At 45.0% G+C, this 18,032-nt stretch carries 16 protein-coding genes, 2 tRNA genes and 1 pseudogene; 8 read left to right on the top strand and 11 right to left on the bottom strand.

Going from position 1 to position 18,032, the window contains the following annotated elements; genetic code table 11:
• Positions 1-36: 36 nt before the first annotated feature.
• From ilvN to orn, 8 genes are all read right to left on the bottom strand, one after another.
• A complete protein-coding gene (gene ilvN / locus MASE_RS01980) occupies positions 37-534 on the bottom strand; it encodes an acetolactate synthase small subunit (protein ID WP_014948084.1) in 498 nt (165 codons plus the stop codon).
• A complete protein-coding gene (locus tag MASE_RS01975) occupies positions 534-2,252 on the bottom strand; it encodes an acetolactate synthase 3 large subunit (protein WP_014948083.1) in 1,719 nt (572 codons plus the stop codon). The genes ilvN and MASE_RS01975 overlap by 1 nt, the downstream gene beginning before the upstream one ends.
• Before the next feature lie 273 nt (positions 2,253-2,525).
• Complete coding sequence (locus MASE_RS01970; protein ID WP_039225146.1) at positions 2,526-2,903, bottom strand: MaoP family protein; 378 nt, start codon at positions 2,901-2,903, stop codon at positions 2,526-2,528.
• Between the two features lie 233 nt (positions 2,904-3,136).
• Positions 3,137-3,598: a hotdog fold domain-containing protein gene (locus MASE_RS01965; RefSeq protein WP_014948081.1), complete on the bottom strand. Its 462-nt coding sequence runs from the start codon at positions 3,596-3,598 to the stop codon at positions 3,137-3,139.
• 182 nt (positions 3,599-3,780) lie between these two features.
• Positions 3,781-6,867: a TonB-dependent receptor domain-containing protein gene (locus tag MASE_RS01960; RefSeq protein ID WP_014948080.1), complete on the bottom strand. Its 3,087-nt coding sequence runs from the start codon at positions 6,865-6,867 to the stop codon at positions 3,781-3,783.
• Between the two features lie 898 nt (positions 6,868-7,765).
• Positions 7,766-7,841: transfer RNA gene (locus tag MASE_RS01950), tRNA-Gly, on the bottom strand.
• A gap of 51 nt (positions 7,842-7,892) precedes the next feature.
• Positions 7,893-7,968, bottom strand: a tRNA-Gly gene (locus tag MASE_RS01945).
• Positions 7,969-8,069: 101 nt separating this feature from the next.
• The gene (gene orn / locus MASE_RS01940; protein WP_014948078.1) at positions 8,070-8,615 is read right to left on the bottom strand and encodes an oligoribonuclease; all 546 of its coding nucleotides are present in this window, start codon (positions 8,613-8,615) and stop codon (positions 8,070-8,072) included.
• Positions 8,616-8,701: 86 nt separating this feature from the next.
• On the opposite strand from orn, the pseudogene rsgA reads away from it, so the two are divergent.
• The 4 genes and pseudogenes from rsgA (at position 8,702) to MASE_RS01920 (ending at position 12,544) form a co-directional block, all read left to right on the top strand.
• A pseudogene (rsgA, locus tag MASE_RS01935) lies at positions 8,702-9,744 on the top strand (small ribosomal subunit biogenesis GTPase RsgA).
• Positions 9,745-9,992: 248 nt separating this feature from the next.
• Positions 9,993-10,940, top strand: a complete 948-nt coding sequence (gene asd, locus MASE_RS01930) for an archaetidylserine decarboxylase (RefSeq protein WP_014948076.1) — start codon at positions 9,993-9,995, stop codon at positions 10,938-10,940.
• A 3-nt stretch (positions 10,941-10,943) separates the two neighbouring features.
• A complete protein-coding gene (locus tag MASE_RS01925) occupies positions 10,944-11,819 on the top strand; it encodes a DMT family transporter (protein WP_014948075.1) in 876 nt (291 codons plus the stop codon).
• A gap of 32 nt (positions 11,820-11,851) precedes the next feature.
• The gene (locus MASE_RS01920) at positions 11,852-12,544 is read left to right on the top strand and encodes a glycerophosphodiester phosphodiesterase (protein ID WP_014948074.1); all 693 of its coding nucleotides are present in this window, start codon (positions 11,852-11,854) and stop codon (positions 12,542-12,544) included.
• A 122-nt stretch (positions 12,545-12,666) separates the two neighbouring features.
• Here the strand turns inward: MASE_RS01920 and MASE_RS01915 are convergent, their stop codons facing one another.
• The 3 genes from MASE_RS01915 to MASE_RS01905 form a co-directional block, all read right to left on the bottom strand.
• Entirely contained in the window at positions 12,667-13,095 is a 429-nt protein-coding gene (locus MASE_RS01915) for a MerC domain-containing protein (protein ID WP_014948073.1), read from the bottom strand.
• A gap of 156 nt (positions 13,096-13,251) precedes the next feature.
• The gene (locus tag MASE_RS01910; RefSeq protein WP_232362840.1) at positions 13,252-14,142 is read right to left on the bottom strand and encodes a divergent polysaccharide deacetylase family protein; all 891 of its coding nucleotides are present in this window, start codon (positions 14,140-14,142) and stop codon (positions 13,252-13,254) included.
• A gap of 141 nt (positions 14,143-14,283) precedes the next feature.
• Entirely contained in the window at positions 14,284-15,447 is a 1,164-nt protein-coding gene (locus MASE_RS01905) for a murein hydrolase activator EnvC family protein (RefSeq protein ID WP_014948071.1), read from the bottom strand.
• A 253-nt stretch (positions 15,448-15,700) separates the two neighbouring features.
• Between MASE_RS01905 and MASE_RS01900 the strand changes: the two genes are divergently transcribed.
• From MASE_RS01900 to gpsA, 4 genes are all read left to right on the top strand, one after another.
• The gene (locus tag MASE_RS01900; RefSeq protein ID WP_014948070.1) at positions 15,701-16,126 is read left to right on the top strand and encodes a rhodanese-like domain-containing protein; all 426 of its coding nucleotides are present in this window, start codon (positions 15,701-15,703) and stop codon (positions 16,124-16,126) included.
• 12 nt (positions 16,127-16,138) lie between these two features.
• Complete coding sequence (gene grxC, locus MASE_RS01895) at positions 16,139-16,399, top strand: glutaredoxin 3 (RefSeq protein ID WP_014948069.1); 261 nt, start codon at positions 16,139-16,141, stop codon at positions 16,397-16,399.
• Between the two features lie 62 nt (positions 16,400-16,461).
• Positions 16,462-16,971 (top strand): protein-export chaperone SecB, encoded by a 510-nt coding sequence (secB, locus tag MASE_RS01890; protein ID WP_014948068.1) that lies wholly within the window; start codon positions 16,462-16,464, stop codon positions 16,969-16,971.
• A 10-nt stretch (positions 16,972-16,981) separates the two neighbouring features.
• Positions 16,982-18,013, top strand: a complete 1,032-nt coding sequence (gene gpsA / locus MASE_RS01885; protein WP_014948067.1) for an NAD(P)H-dependent glycerol-3-phosphate dehydrogenase — start codon at positions 16,982-16,984, stop codon at positions 18,011-18,013.
• Positions 18,014-18,032: the final 19 nt, after the last annotated feature.

The raw sequence follows: 18,032 nt of genomic DNA, 5'->3' as shown, positions 1-18,032 counted from the left end.
CGAAAAAACGCTTTGCGCTAAAACTCAGAAAAAAATTTAAGGACGAAGCGCCCTATCACCTCGAGCAAGCCCACACACGCCGGTGCGCGATGATTCGATAATTTCAGCACACTGCCCCATAGTCGTGGCAAATGCATCTAGCTTATCTGTGGTGCCCGTAATTTCAATGGTGTAGTTGTTTACGTTCACATCCACAATACGCGCACGGAAGATATCAGAGTTCCGCTTCACTTCAGCACGCACCGACTCTGTGCGAGTCGCGACTTTAATCAGCATAAGTTCGCGTTCAATGTGCGCGCCTTCAGTCAAGTCTACTACTTTGAGCACATCAATAAGCTTATTCACTTGCTTAGTAATTTGCTCTATGACTTTGTCGTCGCCGTGCGTGATAATCGTTAGACGCGAAAGGCTCGCGTCGTCGGTTGGTGCCACACACAGTGAGTCGACGTTGTAACCACGTTGTGAGAATACACCAACGATACGAGATAGTGCGCCAGGGGCGTTTTCCATTAATACAGAGATAATACGTTTCATCAGGTTCGCTCCGTCTTGCTTAAGCGCATGTCATCCATTGCGCCAAACTTAATTTGCATTGGATATACGTGTTCGTTTTGGTCTACTGCTATGTCCATAAACACTAAGCGATCTGTGTAACTGAAACATTTCTCCATTGCTGCGTCTAGCTCGTCAAGCTTGTCTACTTTAATGCCCACATGTCCGTAAGCTTCTGCCAATTTCACAAAGTCAGGCATTGAATCCATGTAAGAGTGTGAGTGACGTCCTTTGTAAATCATATCCTGCCACTGACGAACCATACCTAGGGCACGGTTATTCAATGAGATAATCTTGATAGGCAGGTTGTACTGCAAACAAGTAGATAGCTCTTGAATATTCATTTGAATACTGCCGTCACCCGTTACTACCACAGAGGTTGAACCTGGGTGCGCAAACTGCACACCCATTGCAGCCGGTAAACCAAAGCCCATGGTGCCAAGACCACCTGAGTTGATCCACTGACGCGGTTTATCATAAGGGTAATAAAGCGCAGCAAACATTTGGTGCTGACCTACGTCAGAACTTACGTAGGCTTTACCGTCTGTGTGTTTGTACAAGGCTTCGATAACGCGCTGAGGCTTAATTACCTCTTCGCCCTGTGCGTAGTTTAAGCACTGACGAGCGCGCCAGGTTTCAATTTGTTGCCACCAATCGGCCAGCTTTTCGCTTTGACCTGATAAGTCTTTCTTATTTACCTGACTTAAGATTTGATCAAGTACTTTATCTACCGAACCTACCACAGGAATATGCGCATTTACGGTTTTAGAAATCGATGCTGGGTCAATATCAACGTGAATAATATCCGCATGTGGGCAGAACTTATCAACGTTATTAGTAACACGGTCATCAAAACGTGCACCTAGTGCAATGATGCAGTCGGCATTATGCATAGTCTTGTTCGCTTCAAGCGTACCGTGCATACCTAGCATGCCGATAAATTGCTTGTGTGTACCCGGCATAGCACCAAGGCCCATTAGCGTACAAGTTACCGGTGCATTAAGCTTCTCGGCTAACTCAATAACCTTTGCAGACGCATCGCAAGCTACAGCTCCACCACCTACATACAGTACGGGACGTTCTGCTTTAAGTAGCGACTCAACTGCTTTTTTGACCTGTTTAGGATGGCCTTTTTCAGTTGGGTTGTAAGAACGCATGGTCACGTCAGTTGGGAACACGTATGGGTGTTCTTCTGCTACGTTCACAATATCTTTTGGCAAATCTACTACCACCGGGCCAGGACGACCTGTGTTGGCGATATAATAAGCTCTAGCAATCGCTTCTGGGATATCAACCGCGCGCTTTACCAAAAAGCTGTGCTTAACGATAGGGCGTGAGCACCCCACCATGTCAGTTTCTTGGAATGCGTCTTCACCAATATGCTTCGACGGCACCTGTCCCGATAAAATAACCATCGGAATAGAGTCCATATATGCAGTAGCAATACCTGTAATGGTATTCGTAGCGCCTGGACCTGATGTGACGAGCACTGTGCCGGTTTTGCCAGTTGAACGTGCATAACCATCCGCCATGTGGGCGGCTGCCTGTTCATGACGTACGAGGACGTGTTTGACATCATCTTGCGCAAATAACGCATCATAAATGTCTAATACGGCACCACCTGGGTAACCGAACACGTGTGTCACTCCTACATCTTTTAGCGCTTCAACCACCATGGCTGCGCCCGACATCATTTTCACAGTGCTTTCTCCTGTAATGGGTTGGGGGGTTTGTCAGCGTACGTTGACGATGCCCCGACTATATCTAAGGTAATAGGAAGATAAAACACCAAATTGCGTAAAAGTGAGATATATATCCCAATATTCGCAATAATTAGGATAAATATTTCGACTTAAGTGTAATTTTGACAGAAAATAGGATATTTATTTACACAGTTTTAACAGTGCAAACAATAATCATGATTGCTTTAAGAGAGGCGCCTTTACACGTTTAAGATGCATAAAGGCATAAGCTTAATCATCGAGGTCGATATCAAGATCACTGTTATCGCTCATATCGTCGTCATCGTCAACATCTTGTTCAGCAGCACGCTTAGAGCCATAAATACTTGCTGTTTTTGGACGGTTTATTCTGGCTTGGTATTTCAACCACGCTTTCTCTTGCGGTGTTGCAGGGTCTCGATGACCAAGAGCCGATTCCAAATAGGCTTGTTCTTCATCATTCTCTGGCGTAATTTTCCCGTCCACTAGTGCAGCGAACAAACTACCATGGGCCTGAAGAAGCTTGCTCTCATTAATTGAAAAATCTCCTGAACGGGCAAAGCCGTACGGGTAATTTTTCTTATCTATAAAGGGTTTTCTTGCGACTTGCTCTTTTGTGATTACAGACATCTTAACCTCTTCCACCGCTAATACCTGCGTTGTAAACACAGACAAAATTGCAACACCAATTGTTGAATGAAATAGACTACTGATATAGCGCCTTAATCGCTTTCAAGATTATTCTTAGTTGGATTTTTATTTTCTGTCAAACAGAAAAGTAGCTGTAGTAAAAACTTAATATAGAATGTTTTAAAAGAGCATAAAAAAGGCCGCAAGCGCGGCCTTTTATTATATGTGAGATATCAGCGCTTTTCACTGACCCAAACCGTAATGGTTCCGTCGACCACCACGGTGCCTTCGGCGTTATAGGCCTTTACAGATATGGGTAAGTCGCCAGGTTTCCATGCATCAGCTGGCACCTCTGCTACACAGCGAATGTCTGAATCTGCTTTTGCTGGGTACTTTACTTCCATCCCCTTTGGGATCCACCTAAGGTTTTTCGGTATTGACGCTTCACACATAAAACCCATAGCCATTTCCAGACCATTGCAAATAGCAATAACGTGAACCGTTCCAATATGATTTTCTACCGCTTTGCGCTTATTAATAAGCACTTCACAGTAGTTTGGTTTAATGTCTGTAATTAGAGGCGAAACGGTTGAAAAATATGGCGCCCTGCGCGCTGAGTACCAGCTAAATAGCTTTTTGCCAAAGGGCAGTTTTAAGAATTTGTTATATGTATTAAGTACGTAGTTCTTTGACATAGTTGTTCACGCTGATAGTTGGGAGCTTTTTATCTTTCGAGTGATTATTAAACCTGCGCCACTGGTTAGACCAGCGGAAGTTACATTAACATAATCCCAACGAAGTAGTGATGCAAATAAATTCCTATTTAGAGATATAAAAAAAGCAGCTAAAAAGCTGCTTTTTTAAATCTGTGTAGACGTTACATTGTGTAATTTACGCCTAGATAGAAGAAGCGTCCTCTAGGCCCTGCCGGTCTCGACAATGTGCCAAGGTAAGGATCTTCCTCAAACGCGTTATTGATACCACCATATACTTCTAGGCTATCTTCAAAAGTGTATGAAACAGAAAAATCATGCACCAACGCAGAGCCAGTGTGAGTTTGACTGATAAAATCAGGATCACTCTCGATATCCTGGTTTTCTAGCCCTGGAAGTAGCTGGCTTCCTTCGTAGCGTCCTCTCCACCCAACAACGAGTTCACCAATTATATAGTCTGCACTCATGTTTACGATCCACTCTGGTCGCCCAAACGTTCCAAGAACATCTGTGACTTCGTCAGGTGCACTCACATCCCTTACTTCATCATTTTTGAGGAAGTTTGTTCCGTTGATAGTGAATTCAATTCTTCCGTCTGTGTCGACTAATTTAGCCAACTCAAAGCCATAATCTACGCGGAAATCAATACCAGATGTCTCTACCGCTGCAAGGTTGATAAACCCTGAACGAAAATCTGTGATAAATCCATTTGTAGCATCACGATCAATTGCGTCACAAAATTGGTTGTTGATTGTTGGCGCGTCTACGCAGTTAGATGCAATGTCAAAACCAGTAAGGCTATCAATCAGGCCATCAATTTCAATATTATAGTAGTCTAGCGTCACTACTAAACCTTCCAGCATACCGTCGAGCTCTGTATCTGGTCTCCACACTGTACCAATCGTGATGGTTTCTGCTTCTTCAGGATCAAGGTCTGGGTTACCGCCCGTTGAACCAGAAACAAACGCTGACAGGAAGTTAGTAGAATCATAAGTGCCATCAGCTACCGCGTCGCCAATCAGTGCAATACAGTTCGCCTCCCTGAACTCAGAGCCCGCACTAATTAAGTTTTGGTTACAAGGGTCATCTCCTGCACCAAGTGAAGCCGCAAATGTAGGTGCGAAGGCTTCATTAATGTTGGGAACCCGCACCGCTTCAGAGAAGGTCGTTCGAATACTAAATGTATCAACAGGTGACCATACTGTTCCTATCGTCCAAGCGTCATGCGTACCATATGGGTCGTAGTCTGAGCTTCTGTATGCAGTGCGCAGCTCTAATCGCTCAGCGAAATCGACACCTTCTAGTAAAGGTATAGTTGCTTCTACAAAGTATTCTGAAACATCGTACTCACCGTCAGAAGGATTGGTTGGGCCGTTGCGAGAGTCTAATGTTCCAAAGGTTAAGCCTGCTGCAGAATATGGATCTGGCGTATAGGTACTTGACTCTTTTCTCCATTCGTAACCAAGAGCAAACATAACAGGGCCTGCCGGAAGCTCGAATAAATCAGAAGAGTCGCCCGATACTACTGCTAAGAAATTCTCTTGCGTTATATCGTTCTGCTCAGTGCCAGGTTGGAATATAAAGTTAGCCGCTTCTGCGCTGATTGAATCCTTTCCAAACAAATTCACTGGTACACAAGAGCCATCACCAGGCTGGAAAGTTAAGAACCCAAAATTCGCATTCGCAGATGGAAACGGCGACGTAGGAGGAAGCGCAGAACTGTCTAGGTCAGAGCGACAAACAACATTGCCAGTTGCTGGATCTGTTACAGCGTCAATAGCAGCGAAGTATCTGTCTTCTATGCGCAAGTTCGAAGTAATGTCGGCATCAGTTCGACCGTAGTTATAGAAAACCTCGTACTCTAGAGCGGTGTTAGGGATATAACCATCGAAGCCTGTAACAATACGATACGTTTTACGTTCTGCTTCTGGGTTTGAATTAGCGTTTATATCAAGAACATCGCGGGACATTACCAAGCTTGGTGATTCACCTTCTGCTTGTAATTCATTAATTTGAGACAGTAGAGCTGCAGGAATATACGGATTGTCTAGTGAGATTGGAATATCGTCATTGAAACCATTCACCTGATTAGTTTCTTTAGTCGAGCTAAATACGAATTTGGCATCTACAAAGAAATTTACGAATTCATTTAGTTCGTAATTTGACACTGCCTGTACTAATACTCTTTTAGACTCTGGAAGGATAAGTTCAGCGTCGGGACTACCCGGTACACCATCACCACCACTCGCATCGAAAGGTCCAGCATAAACATCGCCGGGATTGTAGGCACGTAAGGTGCCGTCTTCACCCACTACCTGACACGTTGGAAACATGGACGTTCCGATAGTGCCGCAACCTAGCACGCCGCCAGATCCAGCGACATCTCCAAACGCACTGCCAGTTAATGAAATTACACCTCTGTCACTTGAAATTGGAAGTCTGTAATCTGGCACCCAAGTATTCTTGAAGCGTGAATCAATACCAAATGCACTCTGAGTAGCCTCTGTATTAGCTACTTGTGTATATAGACCAGAGCCTGCGAAGTCTCTATCTTTAGCATACACTGGGCTGGTTTCTTGGTATTCAACCGCGAATACTAAATCACCTTTATCTGTAGAAAAGCCGTTGGCCAATGATAAAAAGAATTCATTTGCGTCACCATCGTCAGTCACACCTGTTTGAGTGCGAAGCTCTAGCCCGTCGAACGAGGCTCCGTTTCTCATATTGAAGTTGACAACACCGGTTACCGCATCAGCGCCGTAAACAGCTGAGGCACCACCAGTGAGGACTTCCACGTTTCTAAGTAAAGCAGTAGAGATGGTATTTACATCAACAGAGCCCGTACCCTCAATACCTGAAACATGTCGTCGACCGTTTTCCATAACTAAGGTTCGCTCACTACCTAGATTACGTAAGTCCAGTAAGCTTGCTCCTAGTGGGGTTCCATTAAATGCAGAAAAAGACCCCGGCAGTGACGCCTGTAGTTGAGGCGACTCACGCAACATGGCACCTAAATCTATTTGACCAGATGTTTTGATATCACCAGCATTAATGGCAAGAACAGGGCTCGCTGCTTCCAGGGAGGAGTCTTGAGCAACGCGAGAACCGGTTACAACTACTTTTTCGACATCCTTCTCTTCAACAGCGGCTTCTTCCTGAGCCTGAACCGCAGATGCACTAACAGTAAGTGCAGATGCTACTGCAATTGCTAGTGCAGAAATATTGTTTTGCTTTGATGAACCAAAAGCCATGTGTGTTTCTCCAAGTATTACTTTTTCGTTCCAGAGTGCTCTTTACGGCACTTTCGAGGAGTCTAAAAGCGATGGTTATTTTTATATGTTTACAATTTGCGTTTTACATAATGCATTTTGCAAATGGTGTGCCTATCAAAAAGCAAGTAAACAGTGAAACTACCGCTAAAAAACGGCGCATTATGCATATTTACCCACTAAAATCTATTTAATATTCAAAAAGACTTAACTAACGGCTTTCGAATGCACATTTAATGTGCAAAAGAGCTCGTAAAATGTAGATTTATTGAGAACTAGGTTGAAATCAAGGCGGCACCGCACTAGGAAGGTGCAAAGAGTCATGAATAAGGATTCACAACGGTGCGTAAAGACAGACAGAATCGGCGCTGAAGCAATAAGCGCACACAAATTTATACTTTCGTATAAATTTAAGAATACGCAGTTAATTAGGTCACCTTATGTATTTAATAAAGTAGGTCCTAAACCGTTTTTCAGAGCTGACGACTTGCCGATTCTTGAGCAAGTATGCACGGTGCTTTTCAGTGAAATAAGAGGTTATGGTTTGTAGCAAAAACTAATTTGAATGCTTTGTGAAGCGATGGCCGACACTCGGTCGCGGGCCCTTTGAGGGTCGCATCAATTCATCTGCTAATGTTTAGATTTTCGTGATGTTTGAAAATTTGGAGCGGGAAACGAGATTTGCCAACTGGCCGACATTCGGTCGCGGGCCCTTTAAGGGGTCGCATCAATACATCTGCTAATGTTTCGATTTTCGTGATGTTTGAAAATTTGGAGCGGGAAACGAGATTCGCATCTGGCCGACACTCGGTCGCGGGCCCATCAAGGGGTCGCACTTAAAAACAAGATAAGTTTTTATTTTTGAGGTGTCTGAAAAATTTGGAGCGGGAAACGAGATTCGAACTCGCGACCCCGACCTTGGCAAGGTCGTGCTCTACCAACTGAGCTATTCCCGCATAGAGTCGATGCTGTGCATCTTATAGGTACTTACCTATGGCAAGTGAATTTGGAGCGGGAAACGAGATTCGAACTCGCGACCCCGACCTTGGCAAGGTCGTGCTCTACCAACTGAGCTATTCCCGCAACAAAAGAGGTACTTCGTTTGAAGTGGTGCGCATTTTACAAAAATTTTGGGGTAACGCAACCTTTAATTCTACTTTTTTTGCACCTCAATGTTTGAATGCCTAAATCGTAAACACTTTCTCACGATAATAGCGCATTTCTTCAATAGACTCGCGAATATCATCAAGCGCTAGGTGTACGCCTTTCTTTTCGAAACCGTCTAAAATTTCAGGCTTCCAGCGGCGCGTTAGTTCTTTTATTGTACTTACATCAATATTTCTATAGTGGAAGTAAGCTTCAAGCTCGGGCATGTACTTAACCATGAAGCGTCTGTCTTGCCCTATGGTGTTTCCACATAGCGGTGACTTGCCTGCATCTACCCATTGCTCTAAAAAGGCAATAGTTTGCGCTGATGCTTCTTCAACACTTATTTTACTTTCTCGGCAACGTGCAGTTAATCCACTTTCACCGTGAACTCGTGTACACCACTCGTCCATATTATTTAACACGTCATCACTTTGATGTACCGCTATTACAGGGCCTTCCGCCAATATATTCAGCTGTGCGTCGGTAACAATGGTCGCGATTTCCATTACTACACAGGTTTCAGGATCTAACCCTGTCATTTCCATGTCTATCCAAACAAGGTTACTGTCGTGTTTACTCATTACTTTCCTCTTTGCGCTACAGACATGGCAACCATGCCCTACAAACGGTATTATTGACATAGTATACGTGAAACTAGAAAAGAATCGTGGCGAAAAAACCAAAACTTACACAACGACAGAAACGACAAGTTGCAGCAAATAGAAGCAAGCGCTTGCGTGAAAAGCACGCGTCAAAGGGCGCGGCGAACCTTGATGAAACCACGCTAGAAAGCGGTACGGTAATTGGTCGCTTTGGTAAACACGCCGATGTTGAAGACGCAAACGGCGCAGTATCTCGCTGCCACATTCGCCGCACGGTAGACTCTGTAGTGTGTGGTGACAAGGTGTTTTTCAGTAAAGGGGATGACGCTGAGTCAGGTGTAAGTGGGGTTATTGAAATTGTAAAAGACAGGCACTCCGTCCTGACTCGCCCAGATTATTACGACGGTATTAAACCCATTGCCGCGAATATCGACCGTATTATAGTGGTTAGCGCTATTTTACCCACCCTTTCACTGAATATTATCGACCGTTATCTCGTTGCCTGTGAAGACATAGGCATCACGCCGCTGATTGTCCTTAATAAAGTAGAATTGCTCAGTGAAGAGGAACGCGCAACCGTCACAGAGCAGCTTAAGACGTACGAAAACTTAGGCTACGAAGTGCTTTTCACCAGTTGCAAAACCGGTGAAGGCATTAGCAAACTCAATGAATACCTTAACGATAACATCAGCGTTTTCGTAGGGCAGTCCGGCGTAGGTAAATCGAGCCTTATAAACCAAGTTCTGCCAGACGCCGATGAATTAACCGGCGATATTTCAGATAACTCGGGACTAGGTCAACATACAACGACGGCGGCCAAATTGCTTCACTTGCCAGCCGGCGGTGATTTGATTGACTCCCCAGGAGTACGTGAATTTGGCTTGTGGCACATTCCTACCGAACGTATTACATGGGGCTTTATTGAGTTCAGAGATTATTTGGGCGGCTGCAAATTCAGAGACTGCAAGCACTTAAATGATCCGGGGTGCTTACTAAGAGAAGCTGTAGAAGAAGGAAAATTAGCGCAGAACGCTTCGACAGCTACCATAGAATATTAACCACCATGGAAGAGCAGCGCCCTAGTCACAGCCAGCCTCCCGGGGCATAACAACTGCCACTAGGTTTCAACCTCACTGGAGCGCTAAACTCGTTGGAGCGACCGAAGAAGTACAAGCACTACTTACGCGTAATAGCCGTCACTAACTCGGCGATTTATTCTTTTGGTGTGAACCACGTGCTTATGCTTTTGTGTAAGCACTCATAACCCTAAAGTTGCTCTTAATACCACGACTTACTATACAATAACGCTATCTATGCAATGCGTTATTGCTTGCATAAAAGAAACGGAGATATTTTGTGTTAGATTGGCTTAAAGTTAATTTACAATACGTTACACCAAAGCACCTGCTTTCACGCCTTGTAGGCAAACTTGCAGAAGCAGAAATGGGTAGCGTTACGACATTTTTCATCAAGGCGTTTATTAAGCAATACAACGTTGATATGTCAGAAGCGCTGCATGAGGAACCAGAGCATTATAGAAGCTTTAATAAGTTCTTCACCCGCCCGCTTAAACCTGAAGCCCGCACCATTGACGAAAACGATGACGTACTTATCCATGCTGTTGACGGTACGGTAAGTCAGTTTGGCGATATCCATAGCGACAGTATTTTTCAGGCGAAAGGCCATGACTTTAGCCTAACTACATTATTAGGTGGCAAGCCTGATGTAGCTGCGCCATTTAAAAATGGTAAGTTTGCTACCATTTACCTTGCCCCTCGTGATTATCACAGAATTCACATGCCTGTTGAGGGCACGCTTACTGATATGCTGTATGTGCCGGGCGAACTTTTTTCGGTAAATCCTCTTACAGCACAAAATATTCCAGGTCTGTTTGCACGTAACGAACGTGTTGTCGCGCTATTCGACACGCCTGTGGGCAAAATGGCAATGGTGCTTGTAGGCGCTACCATAGTGGCAAGTATTGAGACAGTTTGGGCTGGCACGGTTACGCCACCTGCGGGTAAAAATGTTCAGCACTGGTCATATGAAAAAGACAGTGAAGCAGCAGTTTTCCTTGAAAAAGGTGCGGAGCTAGGCCGCTTCAAGCTAGGTTCGACCATTGTGGTGTGTTTCGAAAAAGACATGATTGATTTTGAAGACCTCGCCCCTGGTATGGTTACACGCCTTGGTGAGCCTATGGCGCTTAAATCAACCGCACAGGCTACGGCTAAAGATACGCACGTTAGCGATGAATCAGCCAGTGACGAAAAGAGCGAGGCTTCGTCAGAGGGCGCTGACAGCTAATTTATGGATGCTGTTAAAAAAAGCCTGATCTCACTTCATTTCACGGTAATTTTACTTGGTGGTACAGCCCTTTTCTCTCGGCTTGTACCACTTAGCGCCAGTGATATCACTCTTGTTCGTTCAGTATTTGCCTGCATAGCGTTGTTTGCCTTTTTGAAATTGGCGAAGAACAAAATAAAGCTGAATTCAAAAAAAGACTACGGCGTTGCCCTCGGTTTAGGCGTGCTGATGGCATTGCACTGGGTCACCTATTTTGCCGCCATGCAATATGCTGGGGTGTCTGTTGGCATGATTGCCCTTTTTACCTTTCCTGTAATCACGGTACTTATCGAGCCTTTCTTTGAGCGGGTAAGGCTGGTCTGGCAGGATATCGTATCTACCGTTACGGTGGTCGTTGGCGTTTATTTAATAGTGCCAGAGACATCACTGGAAAATGACATTACCCTTGGCGTTCTCATCGGTATTGCCTCCGCCATCTTGTATTCGTTTAGAAACCTTATTCATCGTAAGCACTTTAAGCACTACAGCGGTGCGCAAGCCATGGCGTGGCAGACCTTGGTTATCAGCATTCTAATGTTGCCGGTAGGCAGTGCAGCAATAACCTCAGCGTCTACCAGTTCTTGGCTAATGCTATTGCTTTTAGGCACCGTATTTACTGCGCTTCCTCATGCACTTATTGCTGCGAGCCTACGTCACCTTAGGGCAAAAACGTTTTCGCTTATAGCCTGCATGCAGCCTCTTTATGGCGTTTTCCTTGCTATTATTTTGCTTAACGAAAAGCCTGGTTTAAGTGCGTTGTTAGGTGGAATTCTTATTACCTCAGCGTCAGTTTATGAAACGCTCAACACGCATAAGTTGCATAATGCAAAAGATGATTAAGCCGTGTTGTGATCTTTAAGGAAGAAATGTCTATGCTCATTTTTGCTCACCGAGGTGCCAGTAAAGCCGCCCCAGAAAACACAGTAAAGGCATTTAAACTGGCTTTCGAACAACGTGCCGATGGCATTGAGTTTGATACCTATCAGCACGAAAGCGGCATTATTGTTTTTCACGATAGAACACTTACGCGCAGAGCACGGGAATCCGGCTATTTACTTGACGTACCGTGGCAATCCCTTACAGAAATGGACATTGGGGATGGAGAGCGCATACCGACCCTGACCGAAACACTGAATTGTGTTCCAAAAGACAAGTGGTGCAATATTGAGATAAAACACTTACGCGACGTAGACAGCTGGATTAAAGACGTTAAAGCGGCGGTAAAGCAAAGCGGCATTAATGCTGAAAAGCTACTTATCTCTTCATTTAACCATCACTGGCTTCAAGCTATTGCGCTTAAGTGGCCCGAAGTGAAGATCGGCGCCTTATCTGCAAGCTACGAGCTTGACTGTACGGCGAGCGCCCGGGCTCTGAACGCTTATTCCGTAAACATTGCATTAGACGCCGTTGATAAGCAGTTTGTGCAAACGGCGCAGCAAGACGGATTTGACGTATTCGTTTATACCGTAGATGAGCCGAGAGACATGCTTATGCTTAACGAGTGGGGAGTGACGGGCATATTCACTAACGTGCCCGATGTAGCGCTTAGTGTGTTGTCGCATTAACCCCTACTTTTTCAATGCGAAAAGTCTGTAGAACGCGTATCTGATACAGACTCACACTATAAAAAAAACGAGCCAGTAGCTGTTTTTTTTGGAATACTTTTCTTGAAATGCAGCTTAGTTGACTACTTAAATTCAGTTGAAAGGTGGTCTGAAAACACCGTATTCTTGCAGCACTTACATTGTCTACACAATCGCATATTCACCCAGTGGCCGGCTACAATTAGCGCTGCACCTATCGCGATGGTAAAGGGTTCGTAGTGATGCCCAAAAATATCTTTGTGCCAATAGATAGCGCCACCCGTAAACAGCAGTGCCAGCGGGTAGTATTTGCCATGATAGCGAATTGCACCGCTAACCAAGGCGACCGCACCTACAATTAACGAAAAAGTTAATATCGTTCTTTCAAACCACACTTGTGCAAAAAAGCTAGAACCGATCAGCGGCAGCAGAGGCACCAAAACAGGTAGCGCGAGGCAATGCAACGCACACAAGCTCGACACCCAGATGCCAAGTTTGTCTAGTTTTGTTGGATTCTCGTCAATTGGAGTCATTACCCTAATTACCACCGTGAAAAAATGAGTTCGCGAACTATTCGCCAGAGACGTTATATTATAACAGACTCACAGAAATGAGAAACGTTCCCACATTAAATTTTGATCTTAACGAGATGAAAATGAACTAACTACGTATAAAATGGGGCAAAAAAGCTATTCGTTTGGCGCTGTGTCCAAACGCTCAGCAACGCCTTTTTCTGCGGAGCTGTGCATTAGCCCACTGCTGTGTAAGGCATTTTCTTCGGTCATGCTTACCTTGCTATCCTTCACATCGGCGTTATTGAGCGAAGCGGTTTGATCGCGCTCTTTACCAAACTGCTTGGCCACTTTCGGCGCATGTGAAAAATAGTCGGTTACTGAGGTAAGGGTTAAACCTTCTTTTTCAAGTGAGGGTATATGAGTTTTCAAGAAATCGACGGTTTCTGGGTGGGGATGACCAATCACCACAACGTGACCATTCTTTTTAGCAATACGTTTCATGTGGTTGAACTGCTTAAGTAAGAATGCAGGCTCAAGCTTATGGTCCAGAAACACCTGTCTGCTTGCGCTAGGCACACCTAACCGCTGCGCAATTTCTTCACCTTTTGTGAGTACCGTGGTTCGGCTATCCACAAAAAACAAGCCTTGCCGCTTCACCTCTTTTAAGAGCGCTTCCATTCCTTTTTGCTGCCCCGTGAACGCACTTCCCATATGATTATTCACACCAACCGCGTTCGGCACACTCTTCATTGCCTTTCGCAAATTGTAAGTAATGGCACCTGCGAACATGTCAGTGGTTAACCCAAGGGGCCCCATGTCCTTTCCACTTTGCGCCTGCATAGGCATATGCAGCATAACGGCCCTGCCTTCTTGCTCAGCGCGGAGCGCAATTTCAGAAGCCAGCGGCGTTTGCGGAAGTATAGAAAAGGTAATTTCTTTAGGGAGAGAAAAAGCAGCGACATCGGACGGCCTGTATCCCAGGTCATCTAATATTATAATTATGTCTGACTTTGCTTTTGCTTGAAGGCTAGTTAGCCCGCATAAAACAAAGATTATACAAGGCATTAGCAGACGCAAAAGCATCTAAGTCACATCCGTTTTTCATCATTATTATTAAGCGCACACTACACAATGCTGTGTTTTTTCTAGAATACCAACAACTGATTCAGTTTCAACTTAGTTTCTGAAAATCTAAAATTAACCTGCCTAGTCTAGCCAAGAGCTTGGATTTAGCGCCTTGCCTTTATGACGAATTTCAAAGTAAAGGTTAGGATATTCCTGACCACCACTTCGGCCCACAAGGGCTATGCGTTCACCTTGCCTGACATCATCGCCAGCTTGCTTGAGTAACGCTTGGTTGTGACCGTAAACACTCATATATCCTTCGCCATGATCGACAATAGCGACCAGACCAAATCCGCGCAACCAATCGGCGTACAACACTTTTCCAGGCGCAATGCTGTTTACAGGGTCGCCCTCGGCACCATCTATCACAATGCCTTTCCAAGACACTTGCCCTTGGCGGCGACTACCGAATAAGTTTCGTATTCTGCCTTTTACAGGCGCTGCCAGCTTACCTTTTAATTTGGCAAGTCCATCCATACTCACTTCGGCTTCACGGGCAGCCCGTTCTGCGGCAATCCGCGCAGCTTCAATAGCGTCTTTCAGCGCTTTTTCATCAGCTTGTAGCGACGCAATACGCTGGTTTTCAGAGGCTATGGTTTTGTTTATTTTCTTAAGCGTTGCTTTTCTATCGTCCTGGCGGGTTATAAGTACTGCTCGCTGACCTTCTTGCTCATCTTTCAAAGCGGCAAGTGACAAGGCTTTTTCGCTAAGCTCTGCGTTAACTTCTTCAAGCCTAGCAACATTGCCCCTAAAGCTCTCAATCTCTTTTTGGCGCGCTTTTGCCACGTATTGATAATAGGTAATGACACGCTCGAAGGTTCGCGCGTCATCTTGGTAAAACAGCATTTTTGCGTAGTCGTAATGCCCCGCCATAAATGCACTTTTAAGCTGGCTCGATAAAAGTGACTGCTGTTTACGGATAGCCGTTTTAAGCCCTTCTTGTTCTTCTTCGAGCTTCGCTTGTTCTTGCTCAATATTTTTAAGTGACTGTCGGGTGCTGGATAGTGCTTTCGCCACTTTAGCGATTTCGAGTTCAGAGGCCTTCAGCACATTTTCCAATTCCTGTGCACTGGCTCTATTGTTCTCTAATACTTGCTGTCGAGCGCGCAATTCGGCCTGTAACTCAGCTAATTTTTCTTTTTGACTATTCGCACCGCCTTCTTGTGCAATAGCACCACTTCCAATCGGCATAATTGCAAGGGCAACTATGCACCCAATGATTGAAAGAAATAATCGTACTGACATACGTGCGCCTAGAACCTTAACTTTTTCATTGATGACTTAATGTGTTTCATCGTTGCTGTTAACAACGTTTTCCAGTGTATCTGACGCTCCTCCATATGCCCAGTGCAATTTGTTCGTAATATCAATCATCTAAAGTATTTAGCGCAAACCCGCTATGACTGACATTCATCATACTGAAAGGTAAGCTGGTTTCTCGCCCATTTTTCTATATACTTTGCACTCTTTTCATGGTCTGTAGACAGGGTTAGAGGTAATGGATCAACTAATTGAATTTGCTAGCAACAACTTTATTCTTGCTGGTATTTGGGTTGCGCTGATTGCCATGTTGATATTTAGCTATATCAGTGCATGGACATCTTCAGTAAAAGAATTGAGCACGCACGAAGCAACGGTTTTGATGAATAAAGACGATGCGATAGTGCTAGATACACGCCCTGCGAAAGAGTTTAAAGCTGGCCATATTTTGGGTGCCAGACAAATTAAACCTGAAGAGTTGCGTGAGAAAAACTTCAAGAAACTTGAAAACAGTAAAGACAAACCCATTATCGTAGTATGCGCTATGGGTAATCAGGCTCGTGGTACAGCAAATGCGATGCTTAAAGATGGCTTCGCGAATGTGAGCGTATTAAAAGGCGGAATGAACGCGTGGCAAAGTGCCAGCCTTCCCGTTTCTAAATAACAGGTAACCTTTATGAGCAAAGTAGAACTTTACACTAAGGGCCACTGCCCTTACTGCCACCGTGCAAAAGCATTGCTAACGCAAAAAGGTGTAGAATTTATTGAATACCCAATAGATGTTAAGCCTGAACTGCGCGACGAGATGATTGAACGCGCAAACGGCGGCTGGACTGTTCCGCAAATTTTCATTGACGATCAGCACGTTGGTGGCTGTGACGATATGATGGCTTTGGAAGCACAAAGCAAACTAAATCCAATGTTGGGTTTGGCGTAAAGCGTCAGCGCATACAGCAACGCACTACATTAAATTAAAACGACAATTAAATAGGAAATACCATGGCTGACGAAAATCAGACAAATAACGGCGAAGCAGCGGGCGCACAAGCGCAACAGAGTGCTCAGTTCAATATTCAGCGTATCTACACAAAAGACATTTCTTTTGAGTCTCCAAACGCGCCAGCTATTTTCACTAAAGAGTGGAAGCCTGAAATTAAACTAGACATCGACACTAGCACTAACAAGCTAGAAGAAAATGTATTTGAAGTTGTACTTTCAGTTACCGTTACGGCAACACTTGGTGAAGAAACAGCATTCCTTTGTGAAGTGCAACAAGCAGGTATCTTCGCTATTGGCGAAATGCCAGACCAAAACAAAGCGCACACGTTGGGCTCGTTCTGCCCGAACATGCTTTTCCCATATGCGCGTGAAACCATTTCTAACTTGGTTAACCGTGGAACATTCCCTCCACTTAACCTAGCGCCTGTAAACTTCGACGCTATCTTTGCCGCTTACGTGCAAAAACGTGCACAGCAAGCGCAGGGCGAAGCGCCAAAAATGGACGCCTAATTAGGTGAACATGAAAGGCGTGGACATGAAGTCGCATTCGGTTTCAGAGTCTGTTTCAGTATTAGGGGCGGGGTCTTACGGCACCGCCCTTGCTTTTTGTCTTGCCAGAAATGGCAACCCCACACTGCTTTGGGGCCGTGATGAAAAGCACATTGCCGAAATGGAAGTGAACCGAGAGAATGCTCGTTATCTTCCAGGCGCAACATTTCCAGATGCCCTAGTGGTAAATGCCAACTTAGAAGAAGTGGTAGCCGCCAGCCAAGATATTTTAGTGGTTGTACCTAGCCATGCATTTGCGGCTATGCTTCAAAGCTTAAAGCCATTGCTTAAACCGCATCAACGCATTATTTGGGCGACCAAAGGACTTGAGCCAAAAACGGGCCGTCTGCTTCGCGATGTGGCAGAGGAAATACTGGGTACCGACTATCCCCTAGCCGTGTTATCAGGCCCTACTTTTGCTAAAGAAATGGTAGCAGGCTTACCTACTGCAATTTCGCTGTCTTCCACTGACGATACGCTGAGTGACGAATTTGCAGCAAAGCTGCATTGCGCAAAGTCGTTCAGAGTATACAAAAACTCAGACTTTACTGGCGTTCAGCTTGGTGGTGCGGTTAAAAACGTTATCGCTATAGGCGCGGGCTTAGCCGATGGCCTTGGCTTTGGTGCAAACGCGCGAACGGCGCTGATCACCCGAGGTTTAGCAGAGCTTACCCGTTTGGGCGTGAAGCTGGGTGCAAATCCAGAAACCTTTATGGGTATGGCGGGTCTTGGCGATTTAGTTTTGACTTGCACCGACAATCAATCGCGCAATCGTCGCTTTGGGCTGGCTTTGGGTCAAGGCAAGAGTGTCGATGTTGCTATTGACGAAATCGGACAAGTGGTTGAGGGATATCGCAACACTGAAGAAGTGCACATTTTATCTAAGAAAGTAGGCGTAGAAATGCCTATTTGTGAACAAATTTATGCTGTGCTTTATCACGGAAAATCCCCTAAAGAGGCGGCCTTAGCTCTGCTTGGTCGAGACCTCAAAAAAGAAGCCTAGTGAATATTTGATGGTTTTT

This window comes from Alteromonas macleodii ATCC 27126 (genome assembly GCF_000172635.2).
Lineage (GTDB): Bacteria > Pseudomonadota > Gammaproteobacteria > Enterobacterales > Alteromonadaceae > Alteromonas > Alteromonas macleodii.
Note: the sequence above shows the minus strand (reverse complement) of the source record. Positions and strands in the feature narration are given on the sequence as shown.